The following is a 23287-nucleotide window of genomic DNA, read 5'->3' as shown; positions in this document are numbered from 1 at the left end:
AAATATCCGTGTCAAGACGGCAGAGAGCGGGAAAAGGGAGAGTGTCCACGGATTGTTCCCCGGAATACCGGGCCGGTGACAGCGCCTTCCTCCAATCTCTCCTCTAACAAAATACCTTAAACACAAAGCCTCAACACGCCGTCACCGTATCGTGACACAATAAGGATGACGGCTTGTACGATACCACCTCCGGGAATGGCTCTATATTTTTTCCCTTACTCCACAGAGTCATTCCCTATTTATTTTCTCTAAAAAGATACTCTTGCCATAAATCAAAAAGGTGCCGGAAGATAATCCGACGCCTTTTAATTTGATCCAGAAAACGTTTTTTCGCCTACTCTTTAGCTTTCTGGGGAGTGCCTAACGGCTTTTCTGTTTTATTCTTCGGGACTGTCCATCACTATCGGATGCTCCGCCGTAAAAGTAAGTTCTGACATAAAGGAATACTTATCCGCTCCCGCTCTATTCTCAAGTATCCGCACCCGGATATACCTTACTCTAGAAGCTTCGGGGTCAAAATTCACTTTGAATGAAGCGTCGTTTCTTCCGCTATCACGGGTAGCCGAGCCTAACAACGTCCAGCCTTTGGCCTTGGATTCCGCCTCCCAGCCTTCATCTGCGGAAGGCAAAGCGGTCGCGGCGTCGGTAATGTCATCGATTCCCCAAAACTGCACTACTTTGACATTGGAGCTGTTATTATTCTTACGAGGATCCACCCAGCACGAAACCAGCTTGCCTAAGGCTCCCATGTCAAAGGTAAAATGGTGCGGAAGAGGCTCGTCGTTGCTTGAATGATAGAAGTCTCCGCCCGAAACCGTCCCGTTCCAGAGTTTGCTGATATGACCGCCCCAAGCGTCGCCGGCAATATCGGTTGGCAATGCGTGGACGGCGAACTTGGATTTGTCCATTTCTTCCAGATAAGTCTCGGGAAGGGTCGCCTCTTTCCAGTCAGTGTAGAAAAAGTCAATGGCATTTTCCTCCGGCTTGTATTTGGTTCTGTAGGAAATCTTCGAACCCGGAACGGCGCCCGGCAAATCGGACATGCTTATGTCGTTTTCGAAAGAAATTTCCTTTTGGGTTCCCGTCGCGTCGGTATATTTCAGTTCCACTCCGTATGAGTTTTTCGGAGCGTCAAACCAATTGAGGTAAAGCATCTTGCGGTCTTTGTCGAATTTCTTCTCCAACAAACTCCTGTTCGTGATATTCTTGCGGTAGATCTCGCCGTAAACCAAGCCGAACGCCCTTGTCTCAATCGACACATTGCCTTCTTTGTCTATGGCGTACACCCGGAAGTTATAAGCTTTTTCCTCCATCTCTTCCAGAAGGACACTGACGGTCTGCTCTTCGTCCGTGATTTCGACGGCTTGCTCAAACGACTTTTTCCCGTTATCCCAAGTCACCCGCATTTTCGTTACGTTTTTGGAGTTGATTGTCATCATCCCCAACTCCATCCTGCCGTTGCCCGGCCTGACCAATACGGAATCCACCTTGGGCGCGTAGACAATCTCTTTGCCGTCCACAAATTCCTCGTGGACCTCGTACATGTCTTGGCACGAAAACACGCACAACGCCACGCACGACAATAGTAAAAGTTTATATGCGTTCATTTTTCTCATTTTTTGTTCTCAGACTGGAACAGTAATCGAATGGTCCGCGAACCTGATCATTCGACTTTCCTTCCGTAAAAAGCGATTTCGGAAAAATGGCAGAAGGTTGTGCCTCCCCAAGTTTCGGTAATCTTTAGGCGGATGTAACGGACGTTTGACGCCTCGAGCGGAATTGAGAATTCGTCGCCGGCCTTTCTGTGGGCCACGTCCTCGTTCGTCTCCTGCGTTCCCGGCAGACCTGACGGTTTTCTGGATTCACAATCCCGAAGTTTGATCCAACCGTCCCAGCTACCGTCCATTGGCGGCTCGTCCAAACGGCCGAAAATCTCGTAACGCTTCAGGTTTCCGTGGTAATAAGGGAAATTCTGTCTTTGCCAAAGGCGGAAACGGCTCAGCTTAACGGTTTGTCCCAAATCCATTGTTATAGTCGCCGGCCATCCGGAGCCAGCCCAAGTGTGATTAAAGGTATTGATATCGCCGTCAAACGAGTTTTTCTCATTGCCTTCCCAAGCGTTCCAGTCCGGGTCGTTGTCCAGATTCAGAGGTTTGTAAAGCTTCCGGTCAAACTGCTCTTCGAACAAAGGCGTCAGAGTCTCGCCTTCCACTTTTATGGTATCCGAAAAATTGTCCCAACGGTCGCGAACCAACACCGCGACACGGATCGGATCGGGATCATAACCCCGGATGTTGTACATACCTTCGGCGTCGTCGGTATAGATTGTCTCTACGTTTTCCATTCTTCCCAAAGTGTCTTGGGCGAAGATGGAAACGATTACCGGCGCTTGGTCCTCGTTGTCCCAAGTATAGCGCACGCCACCGAAGTCTTCGATCATCTTGACGCTTTTGGCGACTCTGTAAACGGGAGCTTCCAGAGGCGTTACGCTCACTTCCAAGGGCTTGGATTCGTTTTCGCCCCTGTCAACGGCGTATAGCTTTATTTTATATTCCTTGACCTCTCCAAAACCCTGGATCAGCAATTTGCGATCGTAAAGCGACGCTTTCACTTCGTTTTGCGTCTTTCCGCCGTCATGCGAATAGACCGCCTTTACGTACAGCAGGTCCGGATCCGAAGGGGTTCCGAAACGTATTTCCGCAGCGCCGGGCAAGGCTACTGTTTCCACCAATGTCACGCTGGCGGGCGCTTTGCCGTCGTTTGATATCGGATCGTAGCTATTTTCCTCTCCGCAACCGAATATCAACAGCGACAAAGAGCATATCAAAGCCGATAGTTTTCTAATGTTCATTTTCGAAAGTTTTTGAGGTTTTACCATCCCGGATTCTGGATTAACTTGGCGTTGAACTGCAACTCCGATTCTTTGATCGGCCAAAAATAATCGCGCAAGCCAAACGATTGGTTATAGAGGTTTTGCACCTGATAATAACCCGCGGCGTCCTCGGCGTTAATGTTCCAGCCTTTTATCGGTCCGTTCAAGTACTGCGGAGCGACTTTCCAGCGTCTCAGATCATAGAACCTGTGATTCTCAAAAGCCAATTCGATCAGGCGCTCACGCTGAAGAATTTCACGGAAACCCTCTTTTGTAGCGGGTTTATCCGGAGTGGAGGAATGGTCTCTCCAACTTTCGACAACTCCCCCGAGCCCCGCTCTGGTCCGTACCTTATCAATCCACTGATAAGCGTTCGCGGGGCCTTCAGCCTCGTTAATCGCTTCGGCCATCCCCAAATACAGTTCGGCCAAACGAACCATAGGAAACGGGAACGGAATACTTCCGAACGTGGTGCCGTTGGCGTTGATTTCGCTTTCGATATTCACAAATTTCTTGGGCCAATATCCCGTAGCCGAATATTCGCCACGGTTGGCGGCGGAAGACACCTCGCCTTTGCGGGCGCGCACCCACCACGATTCGCTTTCTTTCTCAAAACGGCCGTTACCGTACCAAATACCGCGGTCAAAAGCCAAGTCGGCATAGAAACGAGGCTCACGGTCAAAGTGCAGTCGCGCCGTTTCTTGCCCTTCCCGGATATGCAGTTTGTGCTCGGGACCGGCTTCTTTTCTGGAAAAGCGGTTTTCGAAATCAAAAGCTTTGTCCTCGTTGATCGGCACCCCGTTTTTGGAGTAATACTGCTCGGCGACCCGAAGGGAAACCCCGAGATATTGCCTTACAGGATTGCCCGAATACGCATCGAGACGCGGGTGGCTGATTCTCTGCAATTCCCGTGAGCTTGTCCCTTTGTTCAGCCCCCAAATCACTTCCGTATTCCAATCGGAAGCGAGGCGATTACGCAAAGCGGCAACCTCCTTAGTAGTCTCCGACACATCGTAAACCGTACGGTAATCGCTTTTTTCATACAGCTTAAAGCCCGCTTGGTCAGCCACTTCAATAGCTTCGGCGTAAGCCTCTTTTGCTTTTTCCCAAAGCGTAGGATCCGGCGTGTCACCGAAAATCTTGACCCCGTTTTCGTCCACTACATCCGACAATTCGGGATTTCCGTTGAAAAGCGGGCTTGCCCATGTCAACAACACCCGGGCTTTCATCGCCAGAGCTATCGGTTTAGTGATCCGGCCAAGTTCCGTAACCTCGTTTTGGATAAGGACAGGCAAATCCTCCACGGATTCGTCCATCAGATCGACAACATATTTGAAGCATTCCGGCAACGGATCGCGGTGCAGTTTCACATCGTCAATCGAGGCGTCAATAGGCAAATTCTTGTCGATGATATGGATTGGCCCGTAAAGCCTGATCAAATAAAAATGATAGTAGGCTTTCAGAAATTTGACTTCGGCCACCCACTTTTTCAGCTCAAACGGCTGTATATCGGGAACGGCCTCGATTCTTTCCAGAAAAATATTGCAGTCGCGGATAGCTATATGAAGGTTTGTCCCGCCTTTACTGCCGTTCCAATAGTTCATAATCGGATCCGTGGCGCTCTGGAACCCTCTGGAAATCGAGGGACCATTGTTATTCGAAAATTCCGATGGGAGAATCAGTTCGTCGCCGGCCACCATCGCCGGGTTGCCGCCCAGGCTTGTGCTACCCGGCAAATAGGAATAGCAGGTCAGCAAAAACTTTTCGGCGTTGAACCTGTCTGTAAAAGCGTTATCCAGAGTAGCCAGGTTATCGGGAACCACATCCAGATAATCTTTGCATGAGCCTAATCCGAAGATCAGTAAAAACGCCAAATATCTAATTCCAATATATTTTCTCATAAGTAAGTCGGGTTAAAAATTCAGCTGAATACCAGCGTTCAACACTTTCTGCACGGGGTACCCCAAGCCGTTGCCACCCATTTCCGGATCCCACAGTTTGAAATTACTGAAAGTCATAAGGTTGACTCCGCTCAAATACACCCTCAGCTTTTTCATGCGCCAACGTTCCATCAACTTTTCGGGAAACGAGTAACCGACTTCCAATGATTTGAGTCGCATAAACGAGCCGTCGCGCATAAACCAAGTACTGCGCTGCATATTGTTGTTGATCGGCTCGTCGGAAAGCCTCGGCCACGTAGCGTAAAGGTTTCTGTCTTCCTCTGACCAATGGCTGTCGGCGTACACTTTCAGAAGCGCGTTGTTGGTGATCACATTATCGTCCCAACCGATATTTTGGTCATTGTAGTGAATAAACGGCGCCGTTTTGTAAGTGTCGATCCAGAATGTTTCGTTGGCCAGGCCTTGGAAAAAGCATGAGAAATCGACGCTCTTATAACCGAGCGAAACACCGAACCCATATACAATTTCAGGGGATTCGGGATTGCCAAGAGGCACTTTGTCAAGGTCCGAGATTTTGCCGTCGCCGTTGATGTCGCGGTATTTTATATCTCCGCCAGTATACCTGCCGAAAGTCTGCTCAGGAGAGTTGTCAACCTCTTTTTGGTCGACAAAAAGACGTTCGGCCACCAAGCCCCACCTTTGTCCAAGCGACCTGCCGATTTTGGAAAGCCAAGGCGTAGCCGAATAATCCGGCTCTTCCACTTCTTTGAACTCCGAAGCGGCATAGGTGAAATTGGCCCGGCCCGTAATCCAGAACCCGTTGCTGAAGAACTTTTTATAATCCAACGAAAGATCGATTCCGCTACTGGCCGCCACACCAATATTGGCTCTAGACTGCGCTTGCAAGCCGAGACTCGCCAGCTGTACCCTGTCCATCAGGATATTGCTTCTTTCCTCGGTAAAATAATCGGCTTGAAATTCCAAAGCGTCAAACAGCCCAAGCTCAATTCCAAAATTGAATTTCCGCGCCGTTTCCCAAGTAATCTGATCATTAGCGTAACGCTGGATAGACACGCCCGGCTTGCCGTAACTAAAACGGCTACCGAATCCTATGCTTTTTTTGTCGTCGTTCAGATTAACTTGCGAAAGATAGAAGAAACGGTCGTCTTGCCTACCTATCGCATCGTTACCCACCAGGCCGTAAGTGGCCTTCAGACGCAACTTGGTAACGGTGTTGGATATGCCACTCATAAAACCTTCTTCAGATACCGTCCAGCCCGCGCCCACCGATGGGAAAAAACCGAAACGCTCGTCTTGCGAGAAACGCTCCGAACCATTGTACCCAAAGTTGAATTCCGTAAAATAGCGGTCTTTGAATGCGTAAGTAAAACGTCCGGAAACACCCATATTCCGGTTTGGCAAGGACTTTTGAAGATTACCCGCATTCCCGGCCATAGACTCGCGCATGGTATATACCAAAAGCCCACTTACGTTGTGGTCCATACCAATGTCTTTGGTATAAAGCGCCATGCCTTGCAGGTAAATACTAGTTGAAATCTTCTTATCCCCTTCGTCATAGCCCAAAAACTCAGTTCCTGTCTCCGGATTAATCGGATTCAGCTCAAAGCTATTGGTTACCGGATTCATAAACGCCGAATAATAGTACGGATTATAAAAGCGCTTTACGTCAAAATCGGAATAACGGTCGGTGCTACCGAGAAGGCGTAAAGAAAGGCCTTCGGTAATCATGCTCAGGTCTTGTTTGATCTCCACCTGCGCCGCTATTTTCGTTTTGGTGTAATCCTTATATCCTTTCACCATGTCTGCGTAAGGATTCAGGTAATTGCCCGCTCCGAAGTTGCCGAAAAGCAGGTGGTTTTTATAACGCAACTCTTCCGTGGGTTGATAATAAGGCTTGAACAAAACCGGGTTCGAACGAATCGCTTTCAGGTAAAGGTCTTTTCCGCCGTCAATCGGGCCCGTGTAATCGTCGAAAGAGCCGTTGAAACGGATGATCACCTCCGTACTTTGCGTCACGTCAATATTGATATTGGAGCGCAAGGTGTATCGTTTCAGGTCGATATTGTTGTTGAAATCGCTCTTCTTGTCCACGTTCAGGATACCGTTATCCTGATTTATCGTTCCCGCCAAATAATAGCGCGTCACTTTACCCCCGCCACTTATATTGAAGTTAAAGCGCTGGTTCATCGTATAATCCTTGAACAGCTCGTCACGCCAATTGGTGGTCGGATAAAGTTCCGGATTCGTACCGGCGATGGTCTTGTCAATCTTTTCCGGTGAATAAGGCAAAAGCCCCAGCGGGTTACGCGTACGCACAGACTCGTTGTGCAGTTTCATATACGTGATGGGGTCCGCCAGTTCCAGCTTTTCGGTGGGCATAGAGATGGAGTTCTCAAACCTCACCGAAACGTTGGCTTTACCTTCTCGCCCTTCCTTAGTGGTGACCAACACCACGCCGTTGGCTCCGCGGGCTCCGTATAGCGCCGTGGCCGTGGCGTCTTTCATAATCGAAAAACTGGCGATATCGTCAGGCTGCAGACGGCTTAGGTCCGAGGAAGTCACCTCCACGTTATCAATCAGGATCAACGGGTCCTTCTTATAACCGAAAGTGGTGACACCGCGGATAAAGAACTCGGCGTTATCCTCGCCGGGCTCCCCACTACGCTGATAAGCGATAACGCCGGACATACGTCCCGCCAATGCCGTGGTCAGGTTACTGGACGGCACTTTCAGTTCCGATGGCTTCACCGTAGTCACCGAAGCCAGTACGCTTTCCTTCTTTTGTTCGGCGAAAGCCACTACCTGCACGCCCTCAAGCTGTTGGGCTTGCTCTTCAAGTGTTACCAGAAGCTTTTTCTTGTCCTTTACCGTAAAAGTCTGCGATTCGTAACCCACATAACTGACTTCCAGCTTATTTCCCAGCCTGACTTTCAGGGAGAAACCGCCTTCCATATCCGTGATCACGCCTCGGGTTTCGCCCACCACTTTGATAGTGGCGCCGGGCAAGCCCTCTCCGCTGTTGTCGATCACTCGGCCCGCCAGCAAAAAACCTTGGTCTTGTTTAGCGGCCACTTCCCGCTCTGTGACGTAAATGGTGCCGTCAACAAGTTTGAACTTCAGCTCGGCAACTCTGGAGAGTTCGTAGAGATAAGATTTCAGCTCCTTGCCCTCCGGCGAATCCACCGAAAGGTTGGCTTTGCTCTTCAGCAATTTGTCTTTAATAAAAACGGAGTAGCCCTTTTTTGTCTTTAGCATCCGTACCGCCTGCCGAAAAGAGACCCTGTCTTGGTTGGTCTCCCGGGCTGTGGCCGAGGCGTAAGACTGCGCCACCGTGTCAAAGCTGAAAGCCGCCATGACCCAAAGGCACAACAAGAGCAAAACCCCTTGTCGAAAGTAATAATAGCTCATACGCATTAGGTAAAAAATTCTCAAATGCATAACTTAAGTTTTGGATTGAACAATAATCTAAGGAGTTACCGGACAGGAGGTGCGCCAACATTCCCTGCGGTAACTCTTCTTTTTTTGGAACGCGAAAAACACCCCGTTCCCGACTAACCGGAATCGTAAAACATACGGATAAAAATTTGTGGCCGGACGGTATACCTTTCCCGTGATCCCGCCGTGTGAAACAGGTCAAAATATCTAGTCTCCTACGGCTCCCCTTACTTTCTGAGCAAAGAAAATCCGTGGCAAAACACGATCGTGTTTTGCCCAACTCAAGACAATAATTCAGTCTAAAACCTAAACAATATCGCCCGCCAAGCGCAAGCGGTCATATCAGCGGATCAATACCCGATCCCCATCCATCTCAAATTCAAAATTGGCCGAATAGCTAATGCCTTCCAATACCGTTTTCAACGGCAAATTACTGAAACTACCCGAATAGGCGACATCCAAGTCAACCCCCGGAGCCACCACAAACTCAACGTTATAGATTCTTGACAAACGCTCGAAAATATCGCGCACCGGCGACGATACGCATTTGATTATGCCGTAACGCCATCCGCCCTCCACATCAGGATCGAAACCGGTGACTCTGTAGTTGTGAGCGACAGGGCTAAAAACTATCTTTTTGCCCGGAAAAAGCGTCACCTCATCCTTGTCCTCAGTCCTGTGTACGCTAACTTTACCCTCGAACAAAGCTACGCTCACTTTGCCGTTTCGACCGTTTACGTTAAACTCCGTTCCCAACACCACAGTCTCCACTCCGGAACAAATCACTTTAAACGGCCTATCCTTATCAGGCAATACAGAAAAAAACGCCTCACCGCTCAAAACGGCACGACGCCCCAACGAATCCATCTCAAAACTCAGGTTCGATTCGGCGTTTATCCATACCGTGGATCCGTCTGTTAGCCGAACCACGTTCATGGTACCGCGTTCGGCCATATAATAGTTCTGGATAGTTTTCGCCACCGGCAAAACGTTCTCGATATGCAAAGGCTGGCGCGAAAACCAAAATGTCAGGCTACCCACCAAAATCATACTCGCCGCATAAGAGGCTACTCTCCGGTACAGCCTTCTTCGCTTGGCTTTGGCCAAAACGGTACGTCTAACCCTAACAAAGGTTTGTGCGGAAATGACGGGAGTATCTTCCTCTTCCTTAAATTTCAGGCCTCGCACCAATCTCGACGCCTCATCCAACTTCGCTTGGCGATCTTTGTCGGCGCCCGCATAATTTCCCCACTCATTGTTCTCCCCTTCCAAAATCCATCGCCGGAAATCTTCGGACAATACCATGTCCTCAATACTGTATTCCTTCTCTTTCGGATCTCCCATCAAACCTTTGATATCTGGTAAACAAGCCAACTGTCCCCCCTATATCTTCGCCATCCGGATTTTATACTCACTAAAAAACGACTTTTTTTCATTTTTTTAGAAAACCACCCGCAGGATACCCGCTAGGGGCAGCAGGGCGGAAATTCTTATGCCAAAAAATATCCAGTCACCTTGAAACAGCTTCGAAAAACAAGAAGGAAAACCAATATAAAATCTAGTTGGGCCAATAAACCCACAAGAAAACACTTTCACCGGATACCCTCCGGCCTTTTATCAAACACCCCCTTACAGGCTACATCCAAAAGGCGCCTTATTATGGAAATAACAACAAAAAAACTCTCAAAACACAAAAAACCACAATGATTCAACTTATTTTATCCCCCCCAAATAATAGTAAGATGAGAGCGATTTTAGTATGTTTGGTAATTCAGGACCGGTGGCTACCCACGCCATAAGGGATAAGAACGAATGGGAAACACTTACACGCTATACGAGAAAATCGAAGAGGAGAGATTCCTTGACGCCAACGATTCCAAACTGGTCGAGAACGTGTACCGTAAGTATTCCGCACCTTTGCGTTCATACGGCCTCAAGTTCTGCGGCAAACCGGATATGGTGGAAGACGCCATACACGACGTGTTCGTAGATCTATGGTCAAGAGCCAAGAAGCTACGCCAACTTGAACATCCCAAAGCCTATTTATATCGAGCACTCCGCAACGAGATTATCACCAAGCAAAAAAGGGCCATAAGATTTGTCTTGTCGCCAGACACCTCACAATCCGGGTTGTTCCCACTGGAGATTGACCGCGAGACAGCCCTTATCAAAAGCGAAATACAGGAAGAAACGCTTAACCGGCTACAGGAAGGTTTGGCTTCGCTAAGCGAGAACCAACGCGAAATACTTTTTCTGCGCTTTAACGCAGGCCTTAGCTACGAGCAAATAGCCGAAACAATGGCTATTCGCCAACAATCCGCCCTTAATCTAACTCACCGGGCCATCAAAAAGCTACGCTCTCAAGTACCTGAGCCTGTTTTGATCTGGATTATCGCCACTCAACTTCTCAGATAGTTCCAATCCAGCATACTCAGCTTTTTCCCACAAAAAAAGCGAAGCAACATTTCACTAAAGCGTCTCGCCCGTACTTGTATTATCAAAAAGAATCAAAAGGCAAAGCCAATCACTTTGCTTCGATAACGTTTTCCCCGGTTTGGTCTGTTTTCAACAAGCCTGATATCCTATCGTAATTGGTGACCAACAGCACACCCACTAGCAATTTGATCCCAGAAATGGCCAACGGAATATTCTCGTTCCACGAAAAATTAAAACCCGCAATATCGCTTTTAAGCACGTAATACCCCGTATTTATAAACTCAGCGATATTGTCTACGAGAATCAGTCCCCCCAACATAAAAACGCCTATTCTGATGATATCATGCGCACTTAGTTTTCCTATTTCAATCCAATCATTATCAAACCCCTTCGCCAGCTTTAACTTCTCGACGATCCAAGGGGCTTTAAACAAAACAAAGGCAAAAAACACTACAATTCCAACCAGAGTAAACCCAGTAAAAAGCACCAGATAAATGTCATACGCTGATGGAGACATACTGTTCATCGCAGTAACATAACTGAAAACCGAGGGTAGAATAAAAAAAAACGAAGACACTAACGAATAAAGCCCGAAAAGCTTGAGCAACAGGATAAAAAGATCTCTTTTGGACATGACAAATAAGTTTACGATTCAAAAAAAGAGTTAAGCGTACAGGACTTTTTCCCGCACTAAAAAATATCCCGCAATCTTGTATATAATACCTGATTGCGGGAACAATATAGCGGGAAGAACGGAACCATCCAAACCACTTATAAAAGAGCCAGTTTTAAATAACATAATGGCACAGCAAACCTAAAAACCTCTGTTTCAAGTCGGTGAAAAACCAAATCCGTCCCCCTCCAAGCTTTGCCTAACCGGTATTGCGGACCAACAAAAAATCATTGTTTGCCAAATTCTTCCACGGTCGCTACACCATCGTTATTAAAGTCTACTTTCAACTTAGGATAACTATTCGCATTGCCAAAATCCCAAACATCATCCGCACCCGTATCATGGGGCACAGATCCGTTAAGCAAGCTCGGTATATGGTCCGGAAGATCTCCATCCAGATCTATCAACCAATCCGCATAAATACCTGTATAACCCGTAGGCGCCTGCAAAACAGAAGCTGTTTTGACATTCTTATCCGCATCCTCAGCAGATCCCTCAGCATAAGAGTTACCCTCTGGACTCCCAACGACAAACCGAGCCGAAAGACCTGCTGAATAACAATTGATGAGTTGTGACGCCCCGCTGAAGGAAATAACCGAACTATTTATATCCTTATGTATCGCTATACTTCCGGCTCTTACATAACAGGCCTTGATAACGCTCCCTTTGGCATTTTTTCCTACAAGGCCAGCAAGAGTAGGTCTAACACTCGAATATACCATCGCATTGTCCAAGGCGTAACAAGCGATAATAGTACCTGATGGTTTGTTTCCTTTTGACGCGCCATTTTCACCCACTAGTCCAGCACCGTAAGTACCCGATTTAATCGTCACCCCTTCAGAATAGCAAGAAATGATATATCCGTAATTTTTTGCCACCAAACCGGCCGACACTCCATGGAAATTTGATATTTTACTATTTCTTTCCCCTTTCACAAAGCAATTTCTAATGGTGCCATAATTTTCAGACGCCAGACCACCGGCATGCGCACCGCCTCCCACAATACCGGTAACTGTAAGCCCTAAGTTTTGGACTATACCTTTTTCGCCTATTACACTAAAGAATCCTATATCGCTTACCGCTGACACATTCACATTTATCTTGGACAAGACATAACCGCCTCCTTGCAACATAGCGTTAAATGGGGCTTCTTTGGATCCTACGGGAACCCAATTGTTAACCGTTATATTATTGACCAATTTATATCCCTTACAATCAGCCGAGACAGACAGATTAGGGAAAGCTTCTGAATAAGCCGAGCTATTAGCCCCGTCATCTACTTTTCCGTTACCATCCAAATCATAACGCATGGCATTCAGCTGAGCAACGTTACTTATGCCAATCAATTTGTCGTCTTTTATCGTAAGAGTAGCGCTAGTGGGTTGGGTAGTGCTAGCCACTAAACCAGAAGGCAGAACGTCGGCCAAGGATACGATCAATGTTTCATCACTTGCATTTGCGTCGTCCGATACTTTTACCCTAAAAGTCTGCTTATCAATACCGTGAGCAATAATAAGATGCTGATTAGAGAGGAGATCAGTCGTATGTTCCACTTCACCTTCGCCTGAAGCAATCTTAATGGGAACAAATACCGGAACATCGGACGGTTTACTTAAGCTTACCTCAATGGTTGCCACACCTCCCTCTATGGCTGTGTAGTTTTCCGAGCTAAAGTATACTTGGATATCATCAGTAGGGGTAACCGGCGAAGGAGTTGGTGCGGGAGGAGCTGGCGCAGGGTCATCATCCTTGGAACATCCCATCAAACTGATTAGCAAAATAAAGCAACTACTCAAAAAATATTGCTTAGTTCTTAATATTGTCCAGAATAGCTTCATGCACAATTTGAAATCAAACATATTCGTAAAATTATAAGTTATAAAAATTTCAACACCTTAAATATGAAGTAAAAACGACAACCAACAAATGATTAGATCTATTTATGCGCATAAATAAAAAATAAAAATTCATATATAACCTAAAATTGTATTATTAGCATAAAATTACACACATTTTCACGTATTCCGTTTACTGAAAACCACATCACTCCCACACACAAATAATGCTACAAGGTTATTGCAATTAAACACTATCAAAACGCACATCATTAAAAACGAATCATAAAAATGATTTTTTCAATTTCCACAACACATCATCAAGTCTGATTTCTTCACAAAAAAGGTAATATTATCAAACACAAACCAAAACGGAACTGGTTGAAACAAAAGAACATTCACTACCAGCATGCGTATATAAAATCTGACTACGAGAGGATACGATAATGATAATTATCTAAATCACTATAAAGGTATTATCCTAAACACCAAAACTGTATTGCAAACCAAAAAACGCCTGCTTTCTATCGGAAAAGAACCCGAATTTAGTTCCAAACATCCAAGCCTTGCAGAGCTGTTATCGCAAACCTACCATCACATAAAAGGCATAGTAAACGAGTCTTCCGAACGGATGAGTTTAAATAATTGCAGGCACAAAAAAAGCTCCCCGAAACGAAGAGCTTTTCTTATGCCTGAAAACATTATCAGTTAACGAACCTGCAAATTGAACGGCTTCGCTTTTTTTCCCATCAAAAATTTAAACTTGAAAAAGTTATTAATTACGGAATTACGCTCCCATACAGCCGCATGCTTATCTACATCAAAAAATTCCTTTACAGGTTTGCTTTTCGTAGCAAAGGCCAACCCACCTGAAGTTTTCCTAAAATCATTCAGAAGCAAACTATGCGGATAGTCCTTAACTATATCAAAGTAATTTTTTCTGTTGGCATCATGCAATAACAAAATACCATCATCACTCAGCATATCGTACGCTTTATCTACACAAGCGTCCCGAACCCTTCCGTCTACCAAAATAAAATCATACGGGGCTCCTTTTTCCGGAAAATTCACATAGGTCCGGTATTCATCAATAGTGTTATTATCGCTGTCTTTATCAGCTCTCACACTATGCATAACCGTATTTTTGCGCGTGATTTTCTTTTTAATGATTTCGAACCATTCCGGATGGTGCTCAACAGATATCCATTGAGCGCTTTCGTCGAGAAACTTCGGGTAATAGAGAGTGCTATAACCGCCTCCGTATTCAAGACATTTTTTCGGCTTGAGTCTAGTTAAAATTTCCTCAATAATTTCGATCTCACGCTGCTTCATATATGGCAGAGTAACATCAATTCCCAAGGCTCTGCGAGTTCGCAAGTATGAGCCTTTAATAAATTGCCTAATAACAGAGGGGCTTTTATAAGTATCGCTGTTCATAAAAACTAATTTGATCCAAAGTCGATCTTGAACTCTTATTTTCTAAAAAACATCTAACCACAAATATAACAATGGAAATTACTACAGAAGATCTCTTTACACAAAAAATCACTTAACAATAACACTAAAAATTTAACCCATAATTAAAATATCCATCAGGTGTAATTTTCAAAACCAACACGATTTTGATCCACATCAATAGCCTTGAGCCTCAAGCTAGCTTTATTTGCTTATCGGCCAAACCGACGGTCGGAACCGAAATCATAATCACTCTAATCATGCATAAACCCTCCTCACAAGCAGACAAGGCTACTGTATCAAAGCTCCTTGCCCGAGCAGTTCTGGGCGCCGACCTGGAACTGATAGATTCCGTAACCCGCAAAGGGTATTCGAACTGGGTGGACGAACAGCTGAAGCGCCCCGTCCAGATATCTTTCCAGAAAACGACGGAAGAGATCTGGGACTATTTCAGAAACGCGTATATCAAAAAATGGGGGCGCGGCAAAGTGGTCGGCAATGATCAGGTACAGCCCTACTGGTTCTATTGGCGCATGGCCTGGTGGCACAATATAATGAATACGGATGACCAGCTTAGGCAAAGGGCGACACTGGCCCTGAGCGAAATCTTCGTTATCTCCGAAAAATCGAACCTTGAGCTTAGCGGTCCCGGCCTGGCCAACTATTACGATATGCTATCGAAGCACGCTTTCGGCAATTACCGCGACTTGCTTTTCGACGTGACCATGCACCCGATGATGGGCGTATACCTCAGCCATATGAACAACGGCAAGACTGACAAGGCCAAAAACCTGCATCCCGACGAGAACTACGCCCGCGAGATCATGCAGCTTTTCTCTATCGGCCTGTATGAGCTGAACACGGACGGAACCCGGAAAAAGGATGCGAAAGGAAACGACATCCCCACTTACGACAACAACGACATTAAGGAATTCGCTAAAATATTCACGGGCTTCGCTCCGGCCTCGTACCAATATGCCTGGGGAGGTTTCGAAGGTTATTCGGTGGAGTGGGCCAACGAATACAACTACTTGGTGCCGACCATCAACACCACCGACCCGATGCAACTGATGGAACAATGGCACGAACCGGGAAAGAAACACCTGCTCCGGAACACCGCCGTCCCCGCCGGCCAAACGGCGCTTCAAGACATAAACGCGGCCATCGACAATCTCTTCCATCATCCGAATGTCGGGCCGTTTATAGGGAAGCTGTTGATCCAACGATTGGTGACTTCCAACCCTTCCAAAGGATACGTAAAGCGGGTAGCCGAAGCCTTTAACGACAACGGAAAAGGCGAACGCGGCGATATGGGGCATGTCTTCAGAAGCATATTGCTCGATCCGGAAGCGCTTTCCGAAAAAAGTCTTTCCGATCCTACTTTCGGAAAAGTCCGGGAGCCGTTATTGCGGGCTACGCAGGCCCTGAAAGCTTTCAAAGCCTCCAACGAATCGGGCAAATTCTGGTTTTGGGGACACCGCCTCGAAAAAACCGTGGAACAGAGCATTCTCGCCTCGCCTACCGTTTTCAATTTCTTTCTTCCGGACCACCAACCCAACGGCCCCATCGCCGATAACGATTTGGTATCGCCGGAAATGCAAATACACAATTCGGCTACGTCGATCGACTACATCAACCTGATGTACGAATGGTTTTACGCCCACAGCCCCCTGATGGTAACTACCGTGCCTTCCTCAAGGAAAATCGAGGCGCCGGAGACTGACAATCCTGTCAGATTGCGGAAAGAGGACCGTGTCTCTTTCGATTTCTCTACGGAAACGGCTTTGGCCAAACAGCCGGAAGCGCTCCTTGATCATCTCGACATCCTTTTGGCCGGAGGCCAACTGAGCGACAAGACCAAGAAAACGATCATCCAATCTCTCAAACCTTTCAAAGGCGACGACAATATCGTGGCCAGAACAGCGGCTTTTATGGTGATGATCTCGCCAGATTACGCCATCCAAAAGTAACCGAACATGAAAGACTCGAAAAAAATATCCCGTCGCAAATTTATGGGCCAAGCCTCTTGCGCCGCCGTAGGGACTTTATCGCTATACAGCTCCGTTTTCAACCTGGGAATGGCCAACGCCTTGGCCACGCCCAACCAAGACGACGATTACAAGGCGCTGGTTTGCGTACTGTTGGCGGGCGGAAACGACAGCTTCAATATGTTGGCGCCCACCAACGGACACTTTTACAACGATTACAAAAACACCCGGGCGAATCTGGCCTTGGCCAATAACCAACTCCGGAAAATCAACTTCCGGGACAACGACGGCCGGCAGTTCGGACTCCATCCGGCCATGTCCGACATCCAGAAGCTTTTCAACGACAAGAAAATCGCCATGATATCGAACGTGGGGACTTTGGTGGAGCCCATTACCAAGAGCGATTACCTGAACCGCAGCAAAAGGCTACCGCTCGGCCTGCTCTCCCACGCCGACCAAGTGATGCATTGGCAAACGTCCATGCCCCACTCGCGCTCGGCCAGAGGCTGGGCTGGCCGGATCGCCGATATTATGAACACTCAGAACGAGAACGACAGGATATCGATGAATATCTCGCTCTCGGGTTCCAATATCTTTCAGGCCGGAAACAAAACCCACCAGTACGCGATCAGAAGCTCGGAACGCAACGGAAGCGTGGGCATAGCTCCTTTTGAGAGCGGAGAGTGGTATGACAAACCTTTGAGGAAAGGCATCGACAGCCTGCTGAGCCAGCAATACGGAAACGTATTCAAGCAGACATTCGCCCAAAAGACCAAAACCGCCCACGACAATCACGAAGAATTCTCGCAGGCGCTGGAAGAAAACGGCCGGATTTCGACCAATTTCGGCGACAGCCAATTCGAGCAGGATATGAAGATGGTGGCCCGGACGGTGGCCGCCCGCAAAAAATTGGGTATGAAGCGCCAAGTCTTTTTCGTTTTGTACGGTGGCTGGGACCACCACGACAACGTTTTGGCCTCGCAACAGGAAATGCTCAGTACGGTAAGCAAAGGCTTCGGCCAATTCGACAAAGCGATGCGGGAACTCGGGACCGACAACAACGTCACCACCTTCCTGACCTCGGACTTTGGCCGGACACTTACCTCAAACGGTAACGGAACCGACCACGCCTGGGGCGGTAATGTGATGGTAATGGGCGGAGCGGTAAACGGCGGAAGGGTTTACGGTAAATATCCGGACATCAAGCTAAAGAGCCAATTCGAAGTGGGCGGCGGAATCTTCGTCCCCACACTTTCCACCGACGAGTATTTCGCGGAACTGAGCCTCTGGTTCGGCGTGGCTCCTTCGGAGTTGGAAACTATACTTCCGAACCTCTCGAATTTCCATAACGTCAGGTCCGGAGATCTGCCGATCGGTTTTATGAAAAAAGCCTGACAGCAGTAAAAAACTGTAATTCAATCCTGTAAAACTGGCGCCTCCAGATTCAAGACAAGAGGCGCCAGCCTATAAGGTTCGTGCTATATTAAGTTTACGCTCAAAAGAACGCCGGTCTATTGACCTAAAGACGCCTAAACAACCTCCGAGCAGTCACTTTACTCTGGACTCTTTACTTTGTACTCCTTCAATAGCGGTTCATCTCAAGCCATTGTTTCTCGCCGAAGTCCGCCATACTGGCCAATTTCATATCGGCTATGCTAAAACGGGCGTCGGCGTACATTTCCGCTTCGGGAATAGCCACGGTTTTCATTCCCGCCGCTTTGGCCGCTATCACGCCGTTTACCGAGTCTTCGAACACGAGACAACGTTTCGGATCCACGCCCATCTCTTTGGCCACATTTATAAATATGGCCGGATGCGGTTTGCTATACTCTTCCTGATCACCCGAACGCATCGCGTGCAAATGACTACGGATCCCCATTTTCCCGACAAAACTCTCGATCAGCCCCATCGGCGACGAAGAAGCCAAAGCCACCGGAAGCTCCTTTTCCCTGAAAAATTCAATAGTTTGGTGTACGCCCGGCAATATCTCGCCACGTTCCAATACCAACCTCTCCACGTCGGCTATTATTTCTTCCAATACCTTTTCGGTGTCTTTACCCGTCCAAGGTTCTTTTTTATGCCAAAACTCAACCACTTCCCTAATCCGCAAACCAAGGGTTTGGCGGGCTTTTTCGGCGCTCATTTCCACTCCCACAGTCTGGAAAACGTTCGCCATGGCGATTTTCCAATACGGCTCGGAATCGATCAAAACCCCGTCCATATCAAATATTACAGCTTCAATCATTCTAATTCTTCTTTTATGACCAACGAAGTTAATCAACCGAGAAACAACAGGCAAAAGGCAATGTTCCGCAACGCGAAAGCCAAACAAACATTTGTTTATTATTTAATTTGAAACCCTTATCTTCGATTTTTCAGGACATAACCACACATCCAAAAGTCCGAAAACACAACTTGGATCACTTTTACTCTAATACCTAAAGAATAATCAAGTGAATACGTTTTCCATTAAAACTAGCCTTTACCTGACTCTGTCACTTTTTCTGACGATAATCTTGGCCACCTCGCTGGCTCACTTGTACCGTACGCACCAAAGCGCCGAACGTGTGGCGCTTTTCGGGCACGTGACATTCCCCACTCAAAGCCTACTGCAAGAGCACTATGATATGACCGAATACATTGCCATGACACATGGCGCCTCAATGTACTACGATCAGGTAACGGTGGAAAGCGTCCAGCTTTATCGTATGGAAATGGATTCGTCTTTTTCCTATATCAAACAAAAGACTATAATTCTCAACCACAAATGGGATTCTATCGGCAATACGGAGTCTCCGCTGACCAGTATTATCGATAAAATCACCACGTTGGAAAAGGCCTATGGCATGCTCTACGAGATGGCCGCTTCGGAATCCTCAAACGGAATGCTGACCAATAGCCAGAAGCTCACCGACTTTACCAACAAAACCCTGGTCCCCCTCACCACCGAGTATCGCGAATACGTCAAAGCGCAACTTGACCAGATCCAACAGCACAACAATAACTTCGTTGTAGAACAGCAAAAAATCTCCGACAACGCCAAACTGGCTTCGGCCGCTTCCATTTTTATCGGAATACTGGCCAGCGTATTGCTTACGTATTGGCTTTACCAGTCCATTTACATTCCGCTGAACGCCGTAGTGGACAGGGTACACAGGCTGACCAAAGGCGATGTTCCCGAAAAAGGCCTTGAAATATCGGCGGAGACCAAAGTGGACGAGATTATCAATATCCAGAAATCATTCGCCCAACTGGAAGAAAGCGTCCGCAAAAGCTCTTCATTCGCCGCCAGTATAGGCAAGGGCCAATACGATCACCAATTCCAGCCGCTTAGCGACAAGGACATACTGGGCAACTCCCTGCTGGAGATGCGAAACAGCCTTGAAATGGTAAACAAGGAAGCGAAACAAAGAAGCTGGGCAACTACGGGCTTGGCCGAATTTGGAGAAACGCTCCGCCAAAACAACCAAGATTTGGCTAAACTCTGCGAAAAAACTTTGGCCAAAGCCGTAAAATACCTGAACGCTAACCAAGGCGCGCTATTCGTAATCAATGATTCGGAGACGGAGCCATATTTGGAACTGGCCTCATGTTATGCGTGGAAACGCAAAAAATACCTGTCAAAGAAAATAATGCAGGGCGAAGGACTGGCCGGACAAGCCTGGATAGAAAGGTCCAAAATATTTATGACCGATATTCCGGACGACTATGTAAACATTACCTCCGGCTTGGGCAAGGCGCTCCCGTCATGCCTGCTGGTCATGCCGCTTATAGTGAACGAAACGGTATACGGGGTTTTGGAAATCGCGTCGTTCAAAGTATTCGAACAATATGAGGTTGAGTTCGTGGAAAAACTTTCCGAAAATATCGCCTCTACACTTTCCAGCGTAAAAACCACCGAGAAAACCCAAATGCTACTGGAAGAATCGACCCAGATGACCGAACAGCTCCGTGCGCAGGAAGAGGAAATGCGCCAAAATATGGAAGAAATGATAGCCACGCAGGAGGAATTGGAGCGCCAGCGTCAACTGAATGCTTGAGGCAAAATTTGAAAACAGGAAAAATTCACAATACACTTGCCGTACCTTTTGAGGGCGAAGAACATACAGTTTCTTAGCTGGTATGGTTTGATTTAAGGCGCTCTGATCGCGGGGCGCCTTTTGTATTTTAGCGAATGAACCACGCCCTCGTATTGATGATTTTCAGTATATTAATACTTTATAAAACACACTACTCCTTATCATCTCCGGATTTTTATGCCAAACGGGGAGCTTTTACAATAATCAAAGGAAGCTTTTAATATTGAAACTAAAATGACAATAGAAAAATTCAGACAAAGGCTTAAGGAATTCGACTCAAAGGTGGTTATTAGCCCTCTAAGCGAAATAGAAGTAAGCAAAATTGAGTCAATACTTGAAAGAAAACTACCGGAGTACTATCGGGAATTTTTACTTAATATCGGTTTAAAACAAGATGTAATTTGGGGGATAAATGACAGAGTCTCTGATTTCAATCCTTTAACGAATTTTTTACCTAATGGCGAATCAAAAAATTACTTTCGATTCGGTCATAATGGAGGGGAAGACTACTGGCTATTGAGAAGTGATGACCCGAATGATAGGACAATTTATGAATATGACTATTACTGTAACTTTGAAATAAAAAGCTTAAACAAAACTTTCGATGATCTTCTGGATGAAGCGATTCAGAATTTGGAAGCAAACCAAGACGATCTGACCGAAAATTCCCAGAAGATCTGGGCAGTTCAATTTTCTATTGATACCGATAATGTCGATTTGATAATTGAATCGTTAAAAGAGGATTTCGGTTGCGAAATTATAAAGGAGATTGAAAAAACAGAAGTGTCATCCGCCGGTGTCATTTGCTCGGAAGGCGTTATTCTAATAAACGGGGTTGAACTACCTATTTCTAAACAGGAATACTCCGGGTGGAATACGGCGTCTTTTTCTTTTGATTGGAATGAATCCGTTATTGAAATGAATGAGAATTCGTTGATCAACAGAATAGAGAATAAACTTAAATCTGCAGGCCTTAAAGTCACCTTAATTGATTATGGAATAATGGATTTGTAGCACCTCGCGTAAGCATAAACAACAAGTGTAACAATCTACACAACATCTTACGCAAGAAGAGGAAATGCGCCAAAATATGGAAGAGAGGATGGCCATTTAGGAGGATTTTGAAGTTTCTGCCTTAATTTATCTGATTAAATAAAAATGAAAAAAAGACCAGTTTTAATAACAGCCATAACTTTAACTATCGCAATTGAAGTTCTTATAATGATTTTGGTGCATAACAAAATTGGACCAGAGAGGCTCCCCGTCCAAATGGGCAGATTAATCGTTCAACTCACCCTAATCTATTGGACCTTGATGAGCAAATCCAATACTGCACTTTTCTTATTGACGGCATATCACATTGTGATGGGATTTTTAGGAATGTACTCAACAGCTTCATCAGAACTATTTGGTCAAGCATTAATCAGTTTTCATTTTATAGTCGGCTTAGTTATCTATTTCCACGATTGGATTGAGATGAAAATTGGAATAAAAAATATCAGCTAGCAGAAAGTGTATCCTCTATACAATCACAAGTCTTAGGTAAAACCGAATCTTGCGCCAACCAAACCGCCGTCGATAGGCTTCAGCCTAGCGACTCCACCTACGGCAAGGTTCTAACCTTGCCCCCGACCCTTTTCCACAAATCCCTTACATCAGCCAACCTTGCGCCCCGTTTTTCCGAAGAACAAAACATGGAGCGCCTCAAAAAACCGAACTTCCTACGCCGTCCGCGCAAACACCGGCAACTCAACGCCGAACTGCGCGACAGGCTGGCTATGGCCCTAAGGCGCGGCCTTAACCAAAAAGAAGTCGCCTCCCTGATAAACGTACACCCCTCTACCGTAAGCCGGGAACTCCGACGCAACAGCCCGATGGGATTCTACGACCCCAAATTGGCCCAACTACTCCACCGCATGCGCAAACTGGCTACCGCCATGGCCGACCGACTACCGCACCAAAGCATCATACGACATCAGGCCTTCTCAAAATTGCCCGTACCCCGCACATGGATTCTCTGGCTATCCGATACAGTAGAGTACCAACGTATACCGCCCCGAAAGCGCCCACGCTATATACAAACCGAAAAACGAAAGCACCGCTTGCCGTACAGGGGCAAGTCCCTGTTTAGTTGGCTTAACGGCTCCACCTTTAGCGAACCCGCTTGGCCACCCAGCCGACGGGCTTTCCGTATTTATAGCCGAAACGAAAAGCCATTCCATTTTTTAAGAAACAAAATCCTGTTTGCGCTAATGCACTGGGAGCTTGACCAAGAAGAGGCCAAACAAAGGGAATATAACAATAAACAGAAAGCTCTCTCACCGCCCAGAAACGAAACGCTAACAAAGAAACTCACCTCAACGGACACGGACGAGACAGCACCCCTATGGCCAAAAGCCGCCTAATTGAACCTAATCAGCGTATTTCCTCCAATTTTCAAGAACTTCTCCCTCAACTACCCGCCAAATCGATAGTAGACAAGACTCTTATGTCCATTTTTTTTCGAATCAATAGCGAATAACCGTAAGACAAAGGCCGAAAAACTTTCATAATCCCTCCAGTCAACGAATTGCGTTTGCTCACGTATGCAGG

16 protein-coding genes are annotated in these 23287 nt (G+C 46.6%); 7 read left to right on the top strand and 9 right to left on the bottom strand.

Features of this window, described 5'->3' with window-relative positions:
• Positions 1-377: 377 nt before the first annotated feature.
• The 5 genes from AABK39_RS05265 to AABK39_RS05245 form a co-directional block, all read right to left on the bottom strand.
• Positions 378-1607, bottom strand: a complete 1230-nt coding sequence (locus tag AABK39_RS05265; RefSeq protein ID WP_338393868.1) for a DUF4998 domain-containing protein — start codon at positions 1605-1607, stop codon at positions 378-380.
• Between the two features lie 56 nt (positions 1608-1663).
• Entirely contained in the window at positions 1664-2851 is a 1188-nt protein-coding gene (locus AABK39_RS05260) for a DUF5000 domain-containing lipoprotein (RefSeq protein WP_338393867.1), read from the bottom strand.
• 20 nt (positions 2852-2871) lie between these two features.
• The gene (locus AABK39_RS05255) at positions 2872-4773 is read right to left on the bottom strand and encodes a RagB/SusD family nutrient uptake outer membrane protein (RefSeq protein ID WP_338393866.1); all 1902 of its coding nucleotides are present in this window, start codon (positions 4771-4773) and stop codon (positions 2872-2874) included.
• 12 nt (positions 4774-4785) lie between these two features.
• Complete coding sequence (locus AABK39_RS05250) at positions 4786-8232, bottom strand: SusC/RagA family TonB-linked outer membrane protein (protein WP_338393865.1); 3447 nt, start codon at positions 8230-8232, stop codon at positions 4786-4788.
• Between the two features lie 339 nt (positions 8233-8571).
• On the bottom strand, positions 8572-9573 hold the full coding sequence (locus AABK39_RS05245; RefSeq protein WP_338393864.1) for a FecR family protein: 1002 nt from the start codon (positions 9571-9573) through the stop codon (positions 8572-8574).
• 468 nt (positions 9574-10041) lie between these two features.
• On the opposite strand from AABK39_RS05245, the gene AABK39_RS05240 reads away from it, so the two are divergent.
• Positions 10042-10644, top strand: coding sequence for an RNA polymerase sigma factor (locus AABK39_RS05240; protein ID WP_338393863.1), 603 nt, complete (start codon positions 10042-10044; stop codon positions 10642-10644).
• Between the two features lie 109 nt (positions 10645-10753).
• Here AABK39_RS05240 and AABK39_RS05235 read toward each other — a convergent pair whose 3' ends face one another.
• The 3 genes from AABK39_RS05235 to AABK39_RS05225 all read right to left on the bottom strand — a co-directional run bounded on the left by AABK39_RS05235 (position 10754) and on the right by AABK39_RS05225 (position 14610).
• Positions 10754-11299, bottom strand: a complete 546-nt coding sequence (locus AABK39_RS05235; RefSeq protein WP_338393862.1) for a hypothetical protein — start codon at positions 11297-11299, stop codon at positions 10754-10756.
• A gap of 266 nt (positions 11300-11565) precedes the next feature.
• The gene (locus AABK39_RS05230) at positions 11566-13197 is read right to left on the bottom strand and encodes a hypothetical protein (protein ID WP_338393861.1); all 1632 of its coding nucleotides are present in this window, start codon (positions 13195-13197) and stop codon (positions 11566-11568) included.
• 684 nt (positions 13198-13881) lie between these two features.
• Positions 13882-14610: a hypothetical protein gene (locus AABK39_RS05225; protein ID WP_338393860.1), complete on the bottom strand. Its 729-nt coding sequence runs from the start codon at positions 14608-14610 to the stop codon at positions 13882-13884.
• 278 nt (positions 14611-14888) lie between these two features.
• Here AABK39_RS05225 and AABK39_RS05220 point away from each other — a divergent pair, with 278 nt between their 5' ends.
• Positions 14889-16598 (top strand): DUF1800 domain-containing protein, encoded by a 1710-nt coding sequence (locus AABK39_RS05220; RefSeq protein WP_338393859.1) that lies wholly within the window; start codon positions 14889-14891, stop codon positions 16596-16598.
• Positions 16599-16604: 6 nt separating this feature from the next.
• Positions 16605-18011 carry a DUF1501 domain-containing protein gene (locus AABK39_RS05215; RefSeq protein ID WP_338393858.1) on the top strand — a complete coding sequence of 469 codons (1407 nt, stop codon included), beginning with the start codon at positions 16605-16607 and terminating at the stop codon, positions 18009-18011.
• A 187-nt stretch (positions 18012-18198) separates the two neighbouring features.
• Here AABK39_RS05215 and hxpB read toward each other — a convergent pair whose 3' ends face one another.
• On the bottom strand, positions 18199-18861 hold the full coding sequence (hxpB, locus tag AABK39_RS05210; RefSeq protein ID WP_338393857.1) for a hexitol phosphatase HxpB: 663 nt from the start codon (positions 18859-18861) through the stop codon (positions 18199-18201).
• A gap of 208 nt (positions 18862-19069) precedes the next feature.
• On the opposite strand from hxpB, the gene AABK39_RS05205 reads away from it, so the two are divergent.
• The 4 genes from AABK39_RS05205 (at position 19070) to AABK39_RS05190 (ending at position 23100) form a co-directional block, all read left to right on the top strand.
• Positions 19070-20656: a GAF domain-containing protein gene (locus AABK39_RS05205; RefSeq protein ID WP_338393856.1), complete on the top strand. Its 1587-nt coding sequence runs from the start codon at positions 19070-19072 to the stop codon at positions 20654-20656.
• Between the two features lie 273 nt (positions 20657-20929).
• Positions 20930-21709: an SMI1/KNR4 family protein gene (locus AABK39_RS05200; protein ID WP_338393855.1), complete on the top strand. Its 780-nt coding sequence runs from the start codon at positions 20930-20932 to the stop codon at positions 21707-21709.
• Positions 21710-21853: 144 nt separating this feature from the next.
• Positions 21854-22201, top strand: a complete 348-nt coding sequence (locus AABK39_RS05195; protein WP_338393854.1) for a hypothetical protein — start codon at positions 21854-21856, stop codon at positions 22199-22201.
• Positions 22202-22389: 188 nt separating this feature from the next.
• The gene (locus AABK39_RS05190) at positions 22390-23100 is read left to right on the top strand and encodes a helix-turn-helix domain-containing protein (protein ID WP_338393853.1); all 711 of its coding nucleotides are present in this window, start codon (positions 22390-22392) and stop codon (positions 23098-23100) included.
• Positions 23101-23287: the final 187 nt, after the last annotated feature.

The sequence above is a fragment of the Fulvitalea axinellae genome, from assembly GCF_036492835.1.
GTDB lineage: Bacteria > Bacteroidota > Bacteroidia > Cytophagales > Cyclobacteriaceae > Fulvitalea > Fulvitalea axinellae.
This window is presented reverse-complemented; position numbering and strand designations above follow the sequence as displayed.